This is a genomic window from Actinomycetospora chlora, from assembly GCF_039542135.1.
Classification (GTDB): domain Bacteria; phylum Actinomycetota; class Actinomycetes; order Mycobacteriales; family Pseudonocardiaceae; genus Actinomycetospora; species Actinomycetospora chlora.
Map to the genome: position 1 here is coordinate 1 of NZ_BAABHO010000042.1, position 18,118 is coordinate 18,118.

Below are 18,118 nucleotides of genomic sequence, written 5' to 3' on the forward strand. Positions count from 1 at the left end.
CCGCCCGGGACCGCCGCCGGTGCCGCCGGTCGGCCGCGTCGCGCCCGTGCGACCGGCCCCGCCCGCCGCGCCGGTGTCGGCCGTGCCCGCGGCGACCCCGGTGCCGCCGGCGACGGACGACGGTCAGCGTGCCGAGCCGGTCGAGGCCCGCCGCCCGACGGACGAGGTCCCTCCGGAGCGGCCCCCGTCCGGCCCGCTCCCGGCGCGCCCCGGGCCGCCCCCGCCGCACGGCCCCTCCGGCCCGTTCCCGGCGCCGCACACCCACCCCGGCGGGCCGCCGTCCGGGCCGCTGACACGGTCGTCGGTGGCCCCGCCGATGCGGCTGCGCGACCCCCTGCCGCCCGACCGCGACGGCTCGTTCGCCCGCGACGGCGGCCGGGTCCCGGCGCCGTGGATCCCGATCACCGCCGGCGTCGTCGTGGTGCTGCTGGTCGTGCTGCTCGTCGTGCTCCTGGGGTGAGGCGACACCCCGGTGCGGGGTCGGTTGCACTCGCCTGACCCGAGTGCCAGCATGGACTTGGCACTCGGTATCGTCGAGTGCCAGGTCGGGACGGTGAGGCCGGCGCCATGGATGCCGGTCGTCCGTCGCGGGCACCGCGCCTGGCCGAGCACGTCTCTCATCGGAGGACCACCCGCATGGCCAAGATGATCGCGTTCGACGAGGAGGCCCGCCGCGGCCTCGAGCGGGGCATGAACAGCCTCGCGGACGCCGTCAAGGTGACCCTCGGCCCCCGCGGCCGGAACGTCGTCCTGGAGAAGAAGTGGGGCGCCCCCACCATCACCAACGACGGCGTCTCGATCGCGAAGGAGATCGAGCTCGAGGACCCCTGGGAGAAGATCGGGGCCGAGCTCGTCAAGGAGGTCGCGAAGAAGACCGACGACGTCGCGGGTGACGGCACGACCACCGCGACCGTCCTCGCCCAGGCCCTCGTCCGCGAGGGTCTGCGCAACGTGGCCGCCGGTGCCAACCCGATGTCGCTGAAGAAGGGCATCGAGAAGGCCACCGAGGCCGTCTCGCAGCAGCTCCTGAAGTCGGCCAAGGAGGTCGAGACCAAGGAGCAGATCGCCGCCACCGCGTCGATCTCCGCCGGCGACTCGCAGATCGGCGAGCTCATCGCCGAGGCGATGGACAAGGTCGGCAAGGAAGGCGTCATCACCGTCGAGGAGTCGCAGACCTTCGGGCTCGAGCTCGAGCTCACCGAGGGCATGCGCTTCGACAAGGGCTACATCTCGCCCTACTTCGTCACCGACCAGGACCGGATGGAGGCGGAGCTGGATGACCCGTACATCCTGCTCATGTCCTCGAAGATCTCGTCGGTGAAGGACCTCCTCCCGCTGCTGGAGAAGGTCATGCAGTCCGGCAAGCCGCTGGCGATCATCTCGGAGGACGTCGAGGGCGAGGCCCTGGCCACCCTGGTCGTCAACAAGATCCGCGGCACCTTCAAGTCGGTCGCCGTCAAGGCCCCCGGCTTCGGCGACCGCCGCAAGGCGATGCTGGCCGACATGGCCATCCTCACCGGCGGCGAGGTCATCTCGGAGGAGGTCGGCCTCAAGCTCGACACCGCCGACCTCAGCCTGCTGGGCCGCGCCCGCAAGGTCACCGTCTCCAAGGACGAGACCACGATCGTGGACGGCGCGGGCCAGGCCGACCAGATCCAGGGCCGCGTGCAGCAGATCCGGTCCGAGATCGAGCGCAGCGACTCCGACTACGACCGCGAGAAGCTCCAGGAGCGTCTCGCCAAGCTGGCCGGCGGCGTCGCGGTGATCCGCGCCGGTGCCGCCACCGAGGTCGAGCTCAAGGAGCGCAAGCACCGCATCGAGGACGCGGTCCGCAACGCCAAGGCCGCGGTCGAGGAGGGCATCGTCGCCGGCGGCGGCGTCGCCCTGCTGCAGGCCTCGGTGGGCGACGTCTTCTCGGGCCTCGGGCTCGACGGGGACGAGGCCACCGGCGCCAACATCGTGCGCACCGCGCTCGAGGCGCCGCTGAAGCAGATCGCCCACAACGCCGGCCACGAGCCCGGCGTCGTGGCCGAGAAGGTCCGTGGGCTCAACACCGGTGAGGGCCTCGACGCCGCCACCGGCGAGTACAAGGACCTGATCGCCGCGGGCATCATCGACCCCGCCAAGGTCACCCGCTCGGCGCTGCAGAACGCCGCGTCGATCGCCGCGCTGTTCCTGACCACGGAGGCCGTGGTCGCGGACAAGCCGGAGAAGGGCGGTGGCGCCGCTGCCGACCCGACCGGCGGCATGGGCGGCATGGACTTCTAGTCCACGCCGACACCGGCACCCGAAGGGCCGCACCCCCGCGAGGGGTGCGGCCCTTCGTCGTCTCGTCCACCATCGACCCGGTGACCGAACGCCCGGCCGTCGTCCCGCACCCGGTCTCGCACTTCCCCGCCCCGGGCGAGCGGCCCGCCGACCTCCCGGACCTGCTCGGGCGCCTCGCCCGCCGCGACCCCGACGTCACGGCCGTCATCGACACCACCGAGGACGGCGTGACGCACCCCGTGACCCGCGGCGAGCTGTGGCGGCGGGTCCGCGGGCTCGCCGAGGAGCTGCGGGGGCACGGCGTGGGCGCGGGCGACGCGGTCGGGGTGTGGATGCCGAACTGGAGCGACGCCCTGGTCTGGCAGTGCGCCGTGGCCGCGCGCGGGGCCCACGTCGTCGGGATCAACACCCGCTACGGCGTCGAGGACGTCGCGCACGTGCTCGGGCGCGCCCGGCCCGGGCTCGTCGCGGTCGCGCACGGCTTCCATGGTCTCGACCTGCGCGACCGCCTGCGCACGGCGGTCGAGCACAGCGGGGTCGTGCCGGCGGTCGCGGTGGTCACCGGGCCCGGGGGCAGCACGGCCGACCCGGCCCCTTACGACGTCGGCGCCGGCGCCTGGACCCCGCGGCGCGACGACGGCCCCGAGCCCGCCCCGTCGGACCCGGACGCCCTGGCCGTCGCCTTCACGACGTCGGGCTCGACCGGCCTGCCCAAGCTCGCGGCCCACACCACCGCGTCCGTGCTCACCCACGCCGTCGCCGACGCGGCCGTGCTCGGGCTGGGCGAGGGCGACGTCGTGCTCGGCGCGCTGCCGCTGTCGGGCGTCTTCGGCTACAACGCCGTGACGGCCGGGCTCGCGGCCGGCGCCACCGTGCTGCTCGAGCCGGTGTTCGACGCCGACCGCGTGCTCGACCACGTCGCGCGGCACCGCGTCACCCACCTGGCCAGCGGCGACGACCTCGTCCTGCGCCTGCACGAGGTCTGGACGGCGAGACCGCGCGACCTGTCGAGCTGGCGGTGGTGGGGCGTCGCCGACTTCCAGGGCCGCTCGGCCGAGCTCGCGGCGTGGCTCGGCGGGCACGGTGTGCGGGTCGCCGGCGTCTACGGCTCGTCGGAGGTCTTCGCCCTGGCCGCGACGTGGCCCGACGACGAGCCCGCGCCGGGGTGTGTCGTCGGCGGCGGGCGCGTGGTGCACCCCGGCATCGGCGTGCGCGTCGTGGACCCGGACACCGAGGAGCTCCTCGCGCCCGGCCAGGAAGGTGAGATCCAGTTCCGCGGGCCGAACGTCGTCGACGCCTACCTCGGCGCCGAGGTGCCCGAGGTGTGGACCGCCGACGGCTGGTTCCGCTCGGGCGACCTCGGCGCGCTGGTGGACGAGGGCGCGTTCGTCTACGTCTGCCGCCGCGGCGACGCCCTGCGCCTGCGCGGCTTCCTCGTCGACCCCGCCGAGATCGAGCTGCGGCTCGCGGCCCACCCCGGGGTCGCGACCGCCAAGGTCGTCGGCGTGCCCGGCCCGGACGGCGCCACGATCGCGGTCGGGTTCGTCGTCCCGGCGGCGGGCGCCGCCCCGGCGGGGGACGATCTGGTGGCGTGGTGCCGCGAGGCGCTGGCGGCGTTCAAGGTGCCGGCGGCGGTGCACGTCGTCGACGCGATGCCAACGACGTCGGGCACCAACGGCACGAAGATCCGGGCGGCCGAGCTCCGCCGCTGGGCCGCCGAGAGGAGCTGAGCGTGCGCGGTGTCTACCTCCCGGGCGGGCGGCGGATCGAGCTGCGGGAGGTGCCCGACCCCGTGCCGGGCCCCGGCCAGGTCGTCGTCGACGTCCGCGCCTCGACGATCTGCGGCAGCGACCTGCGGGCCATCTACCGCGAGCACCTCGGCGAGGGCCCCGAGGCCTACCAGGACGTCGTCGGCGGGCACGAGCCGAGCGGGCAGGTCGTCGCGGTCGGCCCGGACGTCGAGCGGATCCGCGTCGGCGACCGGGTGGTCGTCTACCACATCAGCGGCTGCGGCCAGTGCGACGAGTGCCGCCGCGGCTACCAGATCAGCTGCACCTCGCCGCGGCGGCGGGCCTACGGCTGGCAGCGCGACGGCGGGCACGCCGAGGCGCTGCTCGCCGAGGAGCGCGACCTGCTCGTGCTGCCCGACACGCTGACGTTCCTCGACGGCGCGTGCGTCGCCTGCGGCTTCGCGACGGCCTACGAGGCGCTGTGCCGGGTCGCGCTGGCCGGCGGCGAGCAGGTGCTGGTCACGGGTCTGGGGCCGGTCGGGCTGGCGGTCGGGATGCTGGCGTCGGCGATGGGCTCGCCGTGGGTGGTCGGCACCGACCCATCGCCCGAGCGCCGGGCGCTGGCCCGGGACCTCGGCGCGGTCGACGTGGCCGTCGAGGGCGACGAGGACGAGCTCGTCGACCTGCTCGGGGACGGTGCCGAGGTCAGCGTCGACTGCGCCGGCGTCGGCGCCGCCCAGCTCACCGCGCTGCGCCACACCCGCCGTCACGGCCGCTGCGCGCTCGTCGGCGAGGGCGCGACGCTGACGGTCGACGTCAGCGCCGTGCTCATCCACCGCCAGCTCACCGTGCACGGCTCGTGGGTGGCGCCGACCTGGCGGATGGCCGAGCTGCTCGAGCGCCTCGCCCGCTGGGACCTGCACCCCGAGCGCGTCGTCACCGACCGGTTCGCGCTCGACGACGCCGCCCGCGCCTACGAGGTCGCCGACGCGGGCCGCGGCGGGAAGGTGGGGATCGTCCGCGCGTGACACTTCACCCGCCTCACACGCTCGACTACGCTCCGTCGCACGGGGGCGAGCGGGAGGAGCACGGATGAGCCAGGTGTCCGATCGGACGAGTACCGAGCGCCACCGGTTGCCGGTACGCACGCTCGTCGCCGCGAGCGTCGGCAACGCGATCGAGTGGTTCGACTGGACGATCTACGCGACGTTCGCCGTCTACTTCTCGTCGCAGTTCTTCGACAAGTCCAGCCCGACGCTGGCGCTCATCGGCACGACGAGCACCTACGCGCTCGCGTTCTTCTTCCGCCCGCTCGGCGGGATCCTGCTCGGCCGGCTCGCCGACCTGCGCGGACGCCGGTGGGCGATGCTCGTGACGATCCTGCTCATGGCGGGCGGGTCGCTGATCATCGCGGTCCTGCCGACGTACCAGGCGGTCGGCTGGCTCGCGCCGATCCTGCTGCTGCTCGCCCGGATCGCCCAGGGTCTGAGCCTCGGCGGCGAGGTGTCCAACGCCAGCGCCTACCTCGGCGAGATCGCGCCCCCGGCCCACCGCGGCCGCTACTCGAGCTTCTTCTACATCTCGACGGGCATCGCGCTGCTGCTCGCGAGCGTCCTCGGCCTGCTGCTGACGACGACGCTCACCCGCCCGCAGCTCGAGTCGTGGGGCTGGCGGATCGCGTTCCTCGTCGGCGGCGTGCTCGGGCTGGTCGGGCTGTGGCTGCGCCGCACGCTGGCCGAGACCGAGCAGTTCGAGGAGAACGCCGAGCGGGCACGGGCGACGCGCAACCCGCTGCTGCTGACGCTGCGGGAGCACCCGAAGGCCGTGCTGCAGCTCTTCGGCTTCACGCTGCTCTCGACGCTGTGCTTCTACACGTTCTTCAGCGCCCTGACGCCGTTCGCCGTGCAGTTCCGCGGGGCCGACGGCGGCGAGGTGTTCCTCGCGCTCTCGATCGGCACGCTCGTGTTCATCGCGCTGCAGTACCCCATGGGCGCCGCCGCGGACCGGTGGGGACGCAAGCCCCAGCTGCTCGTCTGGTCGGGGCTGATGACCGTGATCACGGTGCCGCTGAGCCTGCTGATCACCGACCGGCCGCCGCTGCTCAACCTCGTCATCGTGTTCGTCGTCGGTCTCGGGCTCTACACCTTCATGTCCTCGATCGCGCCGGCGATCATGAGCGAGCTGTTCCCGACCGAGCTGCGGGCCCTGGGGATCGGTGCCTGGTACAACCTGACCGTCGCGCTGTTCGGCGGCACCGCGCCGCTGCTGATCGCGGTGTTCTCGGGCGCCGGCCGTCCCGACCTCTTCTTCTGGTACGTCGCGGCCGGCGCGCTGATCGCCTTCCTCATCATCCTGACGCTGCCGGAGACGAAGGGCCGGCAGCTGACGTAACGGACGATCCACGCGGACGGTGGCAGGCTGGGTCCATGAGCCTGCTGCGGACCCTGCTCAACCTCGTCTGGCTGGTGCTGGCGGGCGTGTGGATGGCGCTGGGCTACCTGGTGGCGGGCGTCATCTGCTGCATCCTCATCGTCACGATCCCGTGGGGCATCGCGTCGTTCCGGATCGCGCTGTTCGCGCTGTGGCCCTTCGGCAGCCGCATCGAGCGTCGAGCCGACGCCGGCGTCGGCTCGACGCTGGGCAACATCGTCTGGTTCGTCGTGGCCGGGTGGTGGCTCGCGCTCGGCCACGTCGCCACGGCCATCGCGCTCGCCGTGACGGTCGTCGGCATCCCGTTCGCGTGGGCGAACCTCAAGCTCATCCCGGTCTCGCTGACCCCGCTCGGCCGCCGGATCGTCGACGTGGACGACCCGGCGGCCTTCGGCGTCGGCGACCACCGGACCCCGGTGCCGGCCCGCCGCTGAGCGACGGTCGGTCAGCGGAGCGAGCGCACCCGGAGTGCGGGGAGCGCGCGGGCGAGCGCGTCGAAGTCCCGGTCCCGGTGGACCAGGACAGCGCCCGTGCGCGCCGCGACGACGGCGATGAGACAGTCGACGAGCGTCCGTACCGTGGCGCCACCGGCGCGGGCGGCCCGGTACACGTGAGCAGCGTCGTGGTAGTCCGCTCCGCCGTTCACCCGGAGCAGGCGCAGGCCGTTCGTCAGCGTCTCCAGCTGGGTGAGTGCCCGATCGTCGCGGGCCCCGGCGAGCAGCTCCATGACGATCGGCTCGGTCGTGACGACGTCGGAGAGCTGCTCGTGCAGGAGGCGGCGGACCTCGATGGCGGCCGGCGAGCCGGTGGCCCGTAGGTACTCGATCCAGGCCGACGAATCGATCAGCTCCACCCGCTCGCCTCGGCACCCCGCATCTCGTCCAGGTCACCGACCCACCCGATGCCCTCGAGGCTGTCCAGGAACTCCGGGGAGAGGCGTGGCCCGACCAGCCGTCTCAGGGCGAGGTCGACGGCATCCTTCTTGGTGGTCAACCCGTAGCGCCGCATGGCCTCGGCCACCAGCTCGTCATCGAGGTCGATGTTGGTGCGGGCCATACACCAACGATACACCTTCCTTGGGCGGCGCCCGGGTCAGCCGATGACGGGCAGGTCGTAGCGGCGGCGGATGCTCGAGCCGCGGCGGGAGACGTCGAGCCCGTAGACGTGCAGCGAGATCGCGGTGCCCGGCGCGGTGTTGGTGACGCGGTGGATGTCGCCGGGCGGCAGCAGGCCGGTCACGGTCCCCGGCCCGGCGACGGTCTCGCCGGTGACGACGAGGCCGTCGCCCGCGCGCCCGTAGGTGGTCTCGTGCTCCTCGCCGGTGTGGACGCCGACCACGCACCACGACAGGTGGTCGTGGATCGGGGTCGTCTGGCCGGGCAGCCACACGAGCGCCACCAGCGAGAACGCGCCGTCGTCGGCGACGTGCAGCAGGTGCTGGCGGTAGTGCTCGGGGTCCCCGACGCACTGGTCGGGCCGGAGCAATCGTGGATCGCCGAGGTGCGGGGCCAGGGCATGGGCGACGGCGTCGACGCGCTCGGCGCCGGGGACGCTGTCGCGCACGGCGGCGTCGAGGTCGGTGGTGAGGGCGGTCAGCGGAGTGGTGAGCGCGGTGGTCACGGCGGGTCTCCCGGGGTCGGTCAGGCGGCCGCGCGGGCGAGCGCGGTGATGCGGGTGGGCAGGGCGGCGCGGAGGTCCGCGACGAGGGTGGTCTCGGGCCCGTCACTCTCGACGGACAGGATCGGCAGCACCGAGGCGAGCAGGACGCGCATGCCGGTGTTCTCGGTGAGCACGTCGGCGACGAGGCGCGTGTAGCGCTCCTCGCGGCCGCGGGCGGCGACGGCGGTCAGCAGCCGGCGGCCGATGCCGCGGCCCTGCCACGCGTCGACGACCTCGATGCCCAGCTCGGCGTCGCGCAGGCCGAGGGACACCAGGCGGGCGATGCCGATCGGCTCGCCCTGCGGGCCGTGGGCAGCGACGGCCAGGTGGCGGCGGCCGTCGACGGCGGTCAGGTGGCGGCGCACCGCACCGGTGAGCCGGGGCGTGGCGCCGTGGAAGCGCAGGTAGCGGCTGCGGTCGGACAGGCCGGCGAACACCGCGTCGAGCACCTCGGTCTCGCCGGGGCGCAGCTCGCGCACGGTGACCGCGGGCGGCCGGAGCTCCGTGACGGTCATGGGGATTCCCCTCCTCGCGGGCCGGACGGGGGTCGTCCGGCGACGTCACCGAGCGTGGCCTTGGGCAGGGCCGCGCCTCGTCGGGAGCGACCACCCATCTCCGCTGCAGTACCTGCCCATGCCGGGCGGGACGTGGGGAGATGGGCAGTCGGGGCGCCCGGAGTGGGCACGCGCTCCCGATGGCCGCGGCGCCCGCCGTCCCTAGCGTCGGTCGCACCGACGGAGGAGAGGGAGACGACGATGGACGTCACGGACGTGGTCGTGATCGGCGCCGGGCAGGCCGGGCTCGCGATGAGCCGCTGCCTGACCACCCGCGGCCTCGGGCACGTGGTGCTCGAGAAAGGGCGGGTCGGACAGCGGTGGCGCCACGAGCGGTGGGACTCGTTCACGCTGCTCAGCCCGAACTGGCAGACCCGCCTGCCGGGCCGGCGCTACACCGGCGACGACCCCGACGGCTTCATGACCGGCCGCGAGGTGGCCGACATGCTCGCCGGCTACGCCGCCGAGACCGGCGCCGACGTGCGCGAGGGCGTCACCGTGGAGGCCGTCGAGTGGGGCACCGGCGGGTGGTGGCGGGTGCGCACCGCCCGCGCCGACGGGGAGAGGAGCGACGTGCTCGCGCGCGCCGTCGTCGTCGCCACCGGCGACCTGGACCGGCCCGTCGTGCCGGCCCTCGCCGCGTCGCTGCCGGCGCACGTGGCCCAGGTGCACACCCGCGACTACCGGCGTCCCGACCAGCTCCCGCCCGGCGCGGTGCTCGTGGTCGGCGCGGGCCCGTCCGGGCAGCAGATCGCGGGCGAGCTCGCCCGTGCCGGGCGCACCGTGCACGTCGCGGTCGGGCGGCACAAGAGCCTGCCGCGGCGCTACCGGGGCCACGACACCTACTGGTGGATGGACCGCATGGGCACGCTGGGTCGGACGCGCGCGTCGCTGCCGGACCCGTCGGCCACGCGCACCCCGAACGCCGTGCTGACGGGCGGCGTCCGCGACCTGGACCTGCACCGGCTCGTCGCCGAGGGCGTCGCGCCGCACGGCCGGCTCGTGGGGATCCGGGACGGGGTCGCGACGTTCGACGGCTCGTTGCCGGGGATCGTCGCCGACGCGGAGGCCAACGCCGTGCGCTTCCGCGCCCGGGTCGACGGCTTCGTCGCGCGCCGCGGGCTGGACTGCCCGGCCGAGGAGCCGCGGGCGGCCCGCGAGGCGCCCTGGGCGGCCGGCGCCGCCGCGACGCTCGACCTCGCGGACGTGGGCGGCGTCGTGTGGGCCACCGGGTTCCGGCGGGACTTCTCCTGGGTGGACGCCGACGTGCTCGACGCCGCCGGCGAGCCCGTGCACGACCGCGGGGTGACCGCCGCGCCGGGCCTGTGCTTCCTGGGCCTGAAGTGGCAATACCGGCGCTCGTCGAGCTTCCTCGACGGGGTGGGTGCCGACGCCGAGTACCTCGCCGACCACCTGGCCGTCGAGCTCGCCGCCTCACGCGCCCTGGTGGCGGCCTGACCAGCGCGCCGCGGCCTCGCCCCGCGTCCCCACGCCGAGCTTCTCCAGCACGGCCGACACGTGGTGGTCGACGGTGCGCACCGAGAGCACGAGGTGCTCGGCGATCGCCGCGTTGGTCAGCCCGTCGGCCAGGAGGGCGAGGATGTCGGCCTGGCGCGGGGTGAGGCCGTCGGGGTCGGCGCGGGTGCCGGCCTGCGGCCCGCGGGGGATGCGGCGCACCCCGCGGGCCTGCAGGCGCCGCCGAGCGAGCCGGGCGGCCGGAGCGGCGCCGAGCTCGTCGAGCGTCCGCAGGCCCTCGACCACCTCGGCGTCGGTGCCCTCGATCAGCTCCAGCGCCTGCTCGTAGGGGTGCCCGGACCAGGCCGCGGCGGCCGCGGTGTGGTCGCCCGCGAGGGCCAGGGCGTGCCGGGGCCAGAGGTCGTCGTCGGGCGCCGCGTCGAGGCCGCAGCGCCGGGCCTGGCGCAGCAGGTCGCCGCGGGGCCCGGCGAGGCCGGGGCGGCGGGAGCGGTCGACCAGCGCGCGCAGGCGCGCGTGCTCGCGCGCGCCGTCGCCGTCGCCCCAGGCCCGCTCGGCGAGCGCGGCCCCGGTCGTGAGCAGCACCGGGAGGCTGTCGGCGCGCGTCGCGAGCGCCCACGCCCGCGCCAGGACGTCGTCGGCGTCGGGGTCGCCGCGGCGCGCGAGGAGCCGGCCCAGCGGCGGCAGCGTCTCGCGGGCCAGGATCCCGGCCTCCGGCACCGTGGCCACCAGCCGCCGCAGGCCGGCCTCGGCCGCGTCCCACCGGCCGTCGTCGACCATGAGCTGCAGCCCGAACGCCTCGAGCGAGTAGCCGTGCGAGAGGAAGTCGCCCGACCGCGTGCGGGCCAGCCCCTCGGCGACGGCGGCCGGGACCTCGTCGTCGCGCCCGAGCCGGCGCAGCGCCTTGACCAGGCTGGTGTAGCCGCGCGCGACGTGCTCGCCCTGCCCGGCGGCCTCGGCGGCGTCGAGCCCGGCGCGCACGAGCGCCGGCCCGTCGGCCTGCCCGAGGAACGCGCGGCCCAGCCCGCGGTAGACGGTGCCCAGGGCGGCGAGGCCGGGCTCGGCGGCGGCGCCGACGTCCGCGAGCTCCGCGATGCCGGCCTCCTCGTCGTCGGCGAGCACGCGCAGCACCCCGCGGTGGGTGCGGGCGAGCACCGACGACGGGTCGAGCGCGACCGCCCGCTCGAGGGTGGCGGCGGCGTCGGCGACGTCGCCGCGGATGTAGAGGTGGCGTGAGAGCCCGACCAGCGCGCGGACCGTCGCGGCCGTGTCGTCGCCGGTCTCGCGCAGCGCCACCGCGCGGCGGGCCATCGCGACGGCGTCCTCGACGCGGTGGGCGCAGTAGAGCTCCCACGCGTGCTCCAGCGCGATCGCCGCGCGCTCGGCGTCGGGGAGGTGGTCGACGTGCGGCTCGAGCTGGACGAAGAAGGCGAGCGCCTGCTGGTGGGCGCCGGCCGCGGCCGCGGCGCGGGCGGCGAGGGGCGCGTGCGCGAGCACCGCGTCGACGTCGACGCCGGGCGCGGCGTGGTGCAGCACGCGGGCGTGGTCGGTCGGGTCGCGCCGCCGCAGCGCGTCGAGCACCGCCTGCTCGCGGGCGAGCCTCCGCGCCGCCGGCAGGGACACCTCGACGGCCTGGCGCGCGAGCTCGTGGCGGAAGGCGACGGCGTCGCCGGGCAGCTCGACGATCCCGCGTCGCTCGGGGACCTCGAGGGCCGCGGGCCAGCCCGGGGCCAGCTCGTCGAGCAGCGCCCGCTCGGCGCGGCCGGGCACGACGGCGAGCAGCTCGAGCAGCTCGCGCGACGGCGCGGGCAGGTCGGCGACCCGGGCGAGGACGGCGTCGCGCACCGACACCGGCAGCCCCTCGCCGCGGGCCGCGACGAGCTCGGTGACGAGGAACGGGTTGCCGCGGGTGGAGGCGTGCACCCGCAGCCCGCCGTCGCCGGCGAGCTCGCCGACGGCGGCCACCGACAGCGCGGGCAGCGGCGGGCGCCGGGTGGCCCGCGCCGGCAGGCCTCCGAGCAGGCGCTGCAGCCGGGAGCCGGCGTCGACCTCGTCGTCGCGGTAGGTCAGCACGAGCACCGCGGGCAGGCGCTCGATGCGCGCGGCCGCAACGGCGAGGACGTCGAGCGTGGCCTCGTCGGACCAGTGCACGTCCTCGACCGCCAGGACGGTCCCCGGCTGTGCCCCGTGCGGCAGCTCCGCTCCGCTGCGTGCCGCGGCCAGCTCCGCGAGCACCGCGTCGTGCACCGCCCCGGCGTCGCCCGCCCGCAGCGCTGTGCGCAGGCCGTCGGCGGCGTCGCGGGCCAGGTCGTGCAGGGGGCCGAACGGGCGGGCGGTGACGAGGTCGTCGCACGCGCCCGCCAGCAGGCGGGTCCCGCGGGGCAGTCCGGCGGTGAACGTCCGCAGCACGGTCGTCTTGCCGATGCCGGCCTCGCCGGCGAGCAGCACGACGCGGCCCTCGCCGGCGCGGGCGTCGGCCAGGGCCGCGTCCAGCTCGGCGAGGGCGGCGTCGCGCTCGAGGACCGGGCTCACAGGAGCATCTCCATGCGGATCGCCGGGCCGAACCGCGTCGGCGCCGACCCGACCGTGCGGAAGCCGGCACGCACGTAGAACCCCTCGGCCCGCGGGTTGGCCGTGACGACCATCCGCGCGGCACCCGCGGCGCGGGCCCGGCCCGCCGCGTCCGCGACGAGCCGGGCCCCGATGCCGCGGCGCATGTGGGCGGGCCGCACGAACAGCCCGTCGAGCTCGACGTCGCCGTCGGGCAGCGGCAGCACGGCGGCGAAGCCGGTGACCTCGCCGCCCTGCTCGTCCACCCGCACACGAAGCGCGCGGACCTGCGCGACCGGGACCTCGATGGCCTCGGGGTGCGCGAGGAGGTCGGCGCGGTACTCGTCCCAGATCAGCGACGCCTCGCGCTGGACGTCCTCGAGCAGCGCGACCTCGTCCTCCCGCGCCCACCGGCAGCCCATCACACGATCGTGCCCGCCGTGTCGAGCAGGATCACCGCGGCGGCGAGGCGGCGGCCGGTGCGCCGGTGGTGCTCGATCCGGGGCCGGGTGCCGGCCCGGCCCTCCCGCCGGTCGTCGACCCGGTCGTGCGCGTCGAGCAGGCCCGCCAGCCGGTCGAGGTCGGCGTCGGGCAGCGGGTGCAGCGCGAGGGCCGCGACGATCTCTCGGGCCGGCGGGTCGGGGTCCCGGCCCACGGCCCGCCAGTGCAGGCCGCGGGCCACCTCGAGCGCCTCGGCCTGGCGCATCCCGCGCCAGAGGAAGGCGGCGGTGGCGTAGTCGTGGATGCGGGCGACCTCGTCGGGGTGCAGCGACCCCAGGCGGACGGTCAGTTCGGGGTCGATGATGGTGGTCACGGCGGTTTCCTCCTCAGGCGGCGAGCGTGGTGGGGGTGTCGAGCGCGGTCAGGGCCGCGGTCTCGGGACGCATGGCCCGGCTCAGGGCGGGCAGCAGGTCGCGCAGCTCGGCGAGGTCCCAGGCGTAGGACGCGATCCGTTCGGTGATCGCGGCGACGTCGGCCGAGAGCCGGTCGCGGGTGTCCTGGTAGTCGCGCAGCGCGTCGCGGCGGGCGGTCCCGCCGCCGGGTGACGCGGTGACGGCGCGGGCCAGCAGCTCGGCGTCGCGCAGGGCGTCGGTGATGCCGTGGGCGGTCAGCGGGTCCTTGAAGTAGCCGGCGTCGCCGACCAGGGCCCAGCCGGGCCCGGACGCGGTGCGGTGGAAGCCCGCCGCGCCAGGGAAGCCGCGGACCGGACCCTCGACGGTGCCGGCGGCGACGTCGGCGGCCAGCGCCGGCGAGGTCTCCGCGAGCAGCCGGCGGAAGCCGCCGTCGAGGTCGTGGTGCAGCTCGGCGAACCGGGCCGCGGGGGCGCCGGTCCACACGCAGGCCAGGCCGTCGTTGGTGGGGACGACGCCCGCGGTGCTGCCGGGGCGGTAGCACCACCGGTAGCGGTCGCGCGGCAGCCCCGCGACGTAGGTGTAGAGCACGGCGCTCGACGCGGTCCCGGCGTGCTCGACGGGGGCGTCGACCGCGGCGGCGATCGTGGAGCGCCGCCCGTCGGCGCCGACGACCAGGGGGGCGTGGGCACGGCCGGCCGCGCGGGTCCCGCGCGTCAGGTGCTCCACGCCGCACACCGCGCCCCGCGGATCGCGCAGGACGCCGGTGACCCGGGTCGAGAAACGGACCTCGGCGCCGGCCGCCGCGGCCGCGTCCACGAGGACGCGGTCGAGGACGGTGCGCCGGGGGGCGCGCAGCGGGCTCTGGCCGGGACGGACGTGCACGGTGGTGACGTCGTCGTCCCCGTCGTCGAGGTAGTGGAACTCGGTGGCGCGCACGGCGGGGGTGCCGGCGCGGTCGATCGCGCCGGTGAGCCCCCAGCGCTCGAGCTGGACCACCGCGCCGCGCATGAGCGCGTGGGTGGAGAGGGTGTCGGTGCCGGGGCGCCCGGTCTCGAGGACCAGGACATCGAGCCCGGCGCGGGCCAGCAGCAGGGCCGTCGCGGCACCGGCAGCCCGGCCGCCGACGACCACGACGTCGTGGCGGGTGGTCATGGCGTACCTCCGTGGGTGGGGCCGCCGGTGGCCGGGCGGGTCGCGCCCGGCCACCGGGGAGCTCAGTCGGTGACGACGTCGACGGTGACCGGCACGCCGTGGGTGATGCTGTCGAACACCACCGAGCGGTCGGTGCCGCGCTGCACGACCTCGCGCAGCTTCTCGGGCGTGGCCTCGCCGGCGATCCGGATGGTCATGCGGATCTGCTGGAAGCCGTTGCGCACGTCGTCGTCCAGGCCCATCGCGCCCATGACGTCGAGGTCGCCCTCGAGCGTCGAGGAGACCGCGGTGAGCTTCACCTTGCGGGCGGACGCGGCGTAGACCAGCGAGGTCGTCACGCACGCGGCCAGGGCGTGCAGCAGGAACTCGGCCGGGTTGGGCCCGTCGTCCTCGCCGATGAGGATCGCCGGCTCGCCGGCGTCGAGGGTGAACGGCGCCTCCCGGGAGGTGTCCTCCCCGCCCGCGGCGTAGAAGTCCTTGATCGTGCTGCGGTTGTGCGAGCCGCCCATCCAGGTGTTGTTCGCCCGGAACCGGAACTTGGCGAGCTCGGGCTGGCCCTTGAGCACGTCGAGCGTGGCGAACAGGTTGGTGGTGTCCACGCCGTTGCGGACGGTGTGGGTGACGGTCTCGGTCATGGTGGGCTCCTCGGGGAGTGTGTGGCTGTCGGTGTCTTCCGATGGCCACCACGGTCGGCCCCCGACCCACCCCCGGGCATCGGTGGCACCTACCCATCCCGGCGCGGCCGGTGCCCACGTCGGCACCCGTTGCGAGAGATGGGTACCGACGCGCGAGATGTGGGTGGTCCGGCCGCTTCTCGGCCTCCGTGCCCGTCCCTAGCGTCGGGCGGCGTGGACGGGACGCTGCTGGAGCGCGCGGGGGAGCTGGCCGCGCTGGACGCCGCGCTGGAGCGCGCGGCGGGCGGCGCCGGCTCGGTCGTCCTCGTCGCGGGCGAGGCCGGGATCGGCAAGACGAGCCTGGTCCGCGCCTTCCTCCGCGCCGTCGGCGACCGGGCCCGGGTCCTCCAGGGGGCCTGCGACGACCTGGTGACCCCGCGGACACTCGGCCCGCTGCGCGACGCCGCGCGCACCACCGACGGCCCGCTCCCGCGGGCGCTGGCGAGCGGCGACCGCGACGCCGTGCTCGCGGCCGTCCGCGCCGAGCTCGGCGACGGGCGCCGGCCGACGGTGCTCGCCGTCGAGGACGTGCACTGGGCCGACGGCGCCACCCTCGACGTCCTGCGCTACCTGGGGCGGCGGATCGACGCGCTGCCGGCGGTGCTGGTCCTGAGCTACCGGGACGGCGAGGTGGGCGACGAGCTGCAGCGCCTCCTCGGCGCGCTGGGCGGGGCGTCGGTGCACCGCCTGCGTCCCGCGCGGCTCTCCCGCGCGGTCGTGGCGCGCTGGGCGGGCGGCACGAACGTCACGTCGGCCGAGCTGTACCGGCTCACCGGCGGCAACCCCTTCTACGTCTCCGAGGTGCTCGCCGGCGACGGCGCCGACCTCGCCCACGTGCCGCCGACGGTCGTCGACGCGGTGCTCGCGCGCGTGCACCGCCTGCCGGCGGAGGCCGCCGGGGCCCTGGAGCAGCTCGCCGTCGTGCCCGCCGCGGTCGACCTCGCGCTGGCCCGGGAGCTGCTGGGTGACCTCGCGGTGCTCGGCCCGGCCGAGGCGGCGGGGATCGTCGAGGTCAGCGCGCAGGTCGTGGGGTTCCGCCACGAGCTCGCCCGGCGGGCCGTCGAGTGCGCGCTGCCGGCCACCACCCGCATGGCCCGCCACGCCCGGGTGCTCGCCGCGCTGGCGGCCCGGCCCGACGCCGACCCCGCGCGCCTCGTGCACCACGCCGTCGCGGCGGGCGACGACGCCGCCGTCGTGGCGCACGGCCCCGAGGCGGCACGGCAGGCCGGCCGGGCCGGGGCGCTCGCGCAGGAGATCGCCCTCTACGAGCACGTCCTGAGCCGCCGGCACCTGGTCCCCGACGCCGACCGCGCGGCCATGCTCACCGCCTGCGCGTCGGCGCACTTCACGCGCAACCAGCTGGCCCTCGCGCTCGTGGCGGGGGAGGCCGCGGTACGGCTGCGCGAGCAGCTGGGCGACCCGGTCGCGCTCGGCGAGGCGCGGGTGCCGCTGGGGCCGACGCTGTGGGGCCTGGCCCGGCCGGCGGAGGCGATGGCCGCCGCGGACCGGGCCGTGGCCGACCTGGAGCAGGGCGGCCCCGGGCCCTCGCTCGCGTTCGCGCTGTCCTACCGGGGCCTGCTGCTCTCGACCCTCGACCGCTACACCGAGGCCCTCGCGGTCGCCGAGGTCGCGCTGCCGATGGCCCGGGCCGTGGGGGTGCCGGCACTCGAGGCGCTGGCGCTGATGCTGCGCGGCCGGACGCGGGTCCTGCTCGACGACCCCGAGGGCGACGCCGACATGACCCGCGCCCGCGAGCTGGCGGTGGCCGCGGGGCACCACGTGTTCGCGATGCACGGCTTCGTCCTCACCGTCCAGGACCTCTGGGAGGTCGGCCGCTGCGCCGAGGCGGTGGCCGTCGCGGAGGAGGGCATCGCCTACGTCGAGGAGCGCGACCTCGACCTCTACCGGGAGCACCTCGAGGCCCACCTCCTGCGGTGGCGGGCCGTGCGCGGGGAGTGGGACGCGGCGGAGGCCGGGCTGCGGGCGTTGGCCGGCCACCGCGACGGCGGCGAGTCGGCCGCGACCCGCTACACGCTGCCCGGGCTCGCCCGGCTGCTCGTGCGGCGGGGCGCCGACGACGCCGCGGACGTCGTCGCGTGGGCGCTGGACTACGGACACCGCGCCGACAGCCGCTACGAGCTGGTGCCCGCGCTGCTCGCCGAGGTCGAGCAGGCCTGGCTCGCCGGCGACACCGCCCGCGCACGAGCCGCGCTGGACCGCCTCGGCGCCCGCCTCCGCGGGCCCGGCCCGGCCCGCCAGCGCGCCGAGCTGGTGCGCTGGCGACGGCGCCTCGGCGACGACGTGACGCCGTTCCCGGGGTGCCCGGAGCCCCTGGCCGCCGGCATCCGCGGTGAGCACCGGGCCGCGGCCGCGGGGTGGCGCGACCTCGGTGCGCCCTACGAGCAGGCCCTCGAGCTGCTCGAGGGCGGCGTCGACGACGTCCTCGAGGCCCTGGCCCTGCTCGACGGCCTCGGCGCGCGGCCCGCGGCCGCCCGGGCCCGGCGCCGCCTGCGCGAGCTCGGCGTGCGGTCGGTACCCCGGGGCCCGGGACGCGCACGAACCCCGCGGGCCTCACCGAGCGCCAGCTCGTGATCCTCGGCCGCCTCGTCGCGGGGCGCACCAACGCCGAGATCGCCCAGGACCTCGTGCTCTCCGTCCGCACCGTCGACCACCACGTCTCCGCCGTGCTCCAGAAGCTCGGCGTGCCCGGGCGCCGCGAGGCGGCCGCCGTGGCCGCCGGGATGGACCTGCCCTGACCCGCACCGCCCCGTCCG

General features: G+C 76.3%; 17 protein-coding genes and 1 pseudogene. 9 read left to right on the plus strand and 9 right to left on the minus strand.

Translation table 11 applies throughout. The features are described 5' to 3' along the window. The 6 genes and pseudogenes from ABD994_RS22300 to ABD994_RS22325 all read left to right on the plus strand — a co-directional run. Window positions 1-460, plus strand: a pseudogene (locus tag ABD994_RS22300) (hypothetical protein); the annotation flags it as partial. 176 nt (window positions 461-636) lie between these two features. Beyond that, a complete protein-coding gene (gene groL, locus ABD994_RS22305) occupies window positions 637-2,268 on the plus strand; it encodes a chaperonin GroEL (RefSeq protein ID WP_345420334.1) in 1,632 nt (543 codons plus the stop codon). An 80-nt stretch (window positions 2,269-2,348) separates the two neighbouring features. Next, on the plus strand, window positions 2,349-3,998 hold the full coding sequence (locus tag ABD994_RS22310; RefSeq protein ID WP_345420337.1) for an AMP-binding protein: 1,650 nt from the start codon (window positions 2,349-2,351) through the stop codon (window positions 3,996-3,998). Between the two features lie 2 nt (window positions 3,999-4,000). Then, complete coding sequence (locus ABD994_RS22315; RefSeq protein ID WP_345420340.1) at window positions 4,001-5,026, plus strand: zinc-dependent alcohol dehydrogenase family protein; 1,026 nt, start codon at window positions 4,001-4,003, stop codon at window positions 5,024-5,026. Window positions 5,027-5,090: 64 nt separating this feature from the next. Next, window positions 5,091-6,389 (plus strand): MFS transporter, encoded by a 1,299-nt coding sequence (locus ABD994_RS22320; protein WP_345420343.1) that lies wholly within the window; start codon window positions 5,091-5,093, stop codon window positions 6,387-6,389. A 44-nt stretch (window positions 6,390-6,433) separates the two neighbouring features. Beyond that, on the plus strand, window positions 6,434-6,862 hold the full coding sequence (locus ABD994_RS22325; RefSeq protein ID WP_345420463.1) for a YccF domain-containing protein: 429 nt from the start codon (window positions 6,434-6,436) through the stop codon (window positions 6,860-6,862). Between the two features lie 11 nt (window positions 6,863-6,873). On the opposite strand, the gene vapC is transcribed toward ABD994_RS22325, so the two are convergent. The 4 genes from vapC to ABD994_RS22345 are packed head-to-tail and all read right to left on the minus strand — an operon-like array spanning window position 6,874 to window position 8,602. Continuing rightward, window positions 6,874-7,281, minus strand: coding sequence for a type II toxin-antitoxin system VapC family toxin (gene vapC / locus ABD994_RS22330; protein ID WP_345420346.1), 408 nt, complete (start codon window positions 7,279-7,281; stop codon window positions 6,874-6,876). Further along, entirely contained in the window at window positions 7,272-7,484 is a 213-nt protein-coding gene (locus ABD994_RS22335; RefSeq protein WP_345420348.1) for a type II toxin-antitoxin system VapB family antitoxin, read from the minus strand. Before ABD994_RS22335 ends, vapC begins: the two co-directional genes overlap by 10 nt. A gap of 36 nt (window positions 7,485-7,520) precedes the next feature. Continuing rightward, the gene (locus ABD994_RS22340) at window positions 7,521-8,048 is read right to left on the minus strand and encodes a cysteine dioxygenase family protein (RefSeq protein WP_345420351.1); all 528 of its coding nucleotides are present in this window, start codon (window positions 8,046-8,048) and stop codon (window positions 7,521-7,523) included. Between the two features lie 20 nt (window positions 8,049-8,068). Further along, entirely contained in the window at window positions 8,069-8,602 is a 534-nt protein-coding gene (locus ABD994_RS22345) for a GNAT family N-acetyltransferase (RefSeq protein WP_345420354.1), read from the minus strand. Window positions 8,603-8,842: 240 nt separating this feature from the next. Between ABD994_RS22345 and ABD994_RS22350 the strand changes: the two genes are divergently transcribed. Further along, complete coding sequence (locus tag ABD994_RS22350; RefSeq protein ID WP_345420357.1) at window positions 8,843-10,099, plus strand: NAD(P)-binding domain-containing protein; 1,257 nt, start codon at window positions 8,843-8,845, stop codon at window positions 10,097-10,099. On the opposite strand, the gene ABD994_RS22355 is transcribed toward ABD994_RS22350, so the two are convergent. From ABD994_RS22355 to ABD994_RS22375, 5 genes are all read right to left on the minus strand, one after another. After that, window positions 10,076-12,646, minus strand: coding sequence for an AAA family ATPase (locus ABD994_RS22355; protein WP_345420359.1), 2,571 nt, complete (start codon window positions 12,644-12,646; stop codon window positions 10,076-10,078). The two genes, ABD994_RS22350 and ABD994_RS22355, sit on opposite strands and share 24 nt — an antisense overlap. Further along, window positions 12,643-13,086: a GNAT family N-acetyltransferase gene (locus tag ABD994_RS22360; protein ID WP_345420362.1), complete on the minus strand. Its 444-nt coding sequence runs from the start codon at window positions 13,084-13,086 to the stop codon at window positions 12,643-12,645. The genes ABD994_RS22355 and ABD994_RS22360 overlap by 4 nt, the downstream gene beginning before the upstream one ends. Beyond that, window positions 13,086-13,478, minus strand: a complete 393-nt coding sequence (locus tag ABD994_RS22365) for a hypothetical protein (RefSeq protein ID WP_345420365.1) — start codon at window positions 13,476-13,478, stop codon at window positions 13,086-13,088. Before ABD994_RS22365 ends, ABD994_RS22360 begins: the two co-directional genes overlap by 1 nt. 13 nt (window positions 13,479-13,491) lie before the next feature. Further along, window positions 13,492-14,670, minus strand: coding sequence for an NAD(P)/FAD-dependent oxidoreductase (locus ABD994_RS22370; protein WP_345420367.1), 1,179 nt, complete (start codon window positions 14,668-14,670; stop codon window positions 13,492-13,494). Window positions 14,671-14,732: 62 nt separating this feature from the next. Next, the gene (locus ABD994_RS22375) at window positions 14,733-15,305 is read right to left on the minus strand and encodes an OsmC family protein (RefSeq protein ID WP_345420370.1); all 573 of its coding nucleotides are present in this window, start codon (window positions 15,303-15,305) and stop codon (window positions 14,733-14,735) included. Between the two features lie 213 nt (window positions 15,306-15,518). Here ABD994_RS22375 and ABD994_RS22380 point away from each other — a divergent pair, with 213 nt between their 5' ends. Both ABD994_RS22380 and ABD994_RS22385 read left to right on the plus strand, forming a co-directional pair. Then, a complete protein-coding gene (locus ABD994_RS22380) occupies window positions 15,519-17,936 on the plus strand; it encodes an ATP-binding protein (protein WP_345420372.1) in 2,418 nt (805 codons plus the stop codon). Beyond that, window positions 17,933-18,100, plus strand: a complete 168-nt coding sequence (locus ABD994_RS22385; RefSeq protein WP_345420374.1) for a LuxR C-terminal-related transcriptional regulator — start codon at window positions 17,933-17,935, stop codon at window positions 18,098-18,100. Before ABD994_RS22380 ends, ABD994_RS22385 begins: the two co-directional genes overlap by 4 nt. Window positions 18,101-18,118 lie beyond the last annotated feature (18 nt).

Bases quoted from the DNA above. Each gene is read 5' to 3' on its own strand.
- ABD994_RS22345 (WP_345420354.1), bottom strand. From the start codon at position 8,602: ATGACCGTCACGGAGCTCCGGCCGCCCGCGGTCACCGTGCGCGAGCTG.
- ABD994_RS22370 (WP_345420367.1), bottom strand. From the start codon at position 14,670: ATGACCACCCGCCACGACGTCGTGGTCGTCGGCGGCCGGGCTGCCGGT.
- ABD994_RS22350 (WP_345420357.1), top strand. From the start codon at position 8,843: ATGGACGTCACGGACGTGGTCGTGATCGGCGCCGGGCAGGCCGGGCTC.
- ABD994_RS22320 (WP_345420343.1), top strand. From the start codon at position 5,091: ATGAGCCAGGTGTCCGATCGGACGAGTACCGAGCGCCACCGGTTGCCG.
- groL (WP_345420334.1), top strand. From the start codon at position 637: ATGGCCAAGATGATCGCGTTCGACGAGGAGGCCCGCCGCGGCCTCGAG.
- ABD994_RS22335 (WP_345420348.1), bottom strand. From the start codon at position 7,484: ATGGCCCGCACCAACATCGACCTCGATGACGAGCTGGTGGCCGAGGCC.
- ABD994_RS22375 (WP_345420370.1), bottom strand. From the start codon at position 15,305: ATGACCGAGACCGTCACCCACACCGTCCGCAACGGCGTGGACACCACC.
- ABD994_RS22360 (WP_345420362.1), bottom strand. From the start codon at position 13,086: ATGGGCTGCCGGTGGGCGCGGGAGGACGAGGTCGCGCTGCTCGAGGAC.